Source organism: Paraburkholderia sp. SIMBA_030, assembly GCF_046535245.1.
In the GTDB taxonomy this organism is placed as follows: domain Bacteria; phylum Pseudomonadota; class Gammaproteobacteria; order Burkholderiales; family Burkholderiaceae; genus Paraburkholderia.
Genome location: NZ_JAWRXB010000919.1, coordinates 1 through 259 on the forward strand (window position 1 = coordinate 1; position 259 = coordinate 259).

General features: G+C 68.7%; 1 pseudogene. It reads right to left on the minus strand.

Annotation, left to right across the window (positions count from 1 at the left end):
- A pseudogene (locus tag SB772_RS42705) lies at positions 1 to 259 on the minus strand (hypothetical protein); the annotation flags it as partial.

The following is a 259-nucleotide window of genomic DNA, read 5'->3' on the forward strand; positions in this document are numbered from 1 at the left end:
TCAGCTTGCGCATTTCGCGCGTCGACTCGTCGCGCCGGTCGATCGCGGACGCCTCCGGCGGCAACGGCTCGATCGTGAAGCGCAGCTTGCCCGGCTGGCTTTCCGAGAAGCTGGGTTCGAACGGTACCGCCATCGGCATCAGCGCGTTGTCGCGGAACCGCAGATCGTCGGCGCCGTCACCGAACGTACGCAGGAACAGGTCGCGCGACGGCGCGAAGGGATCGGCGGTGCCGAGGCTTCGCGCGGCGCTTTTCAGGCG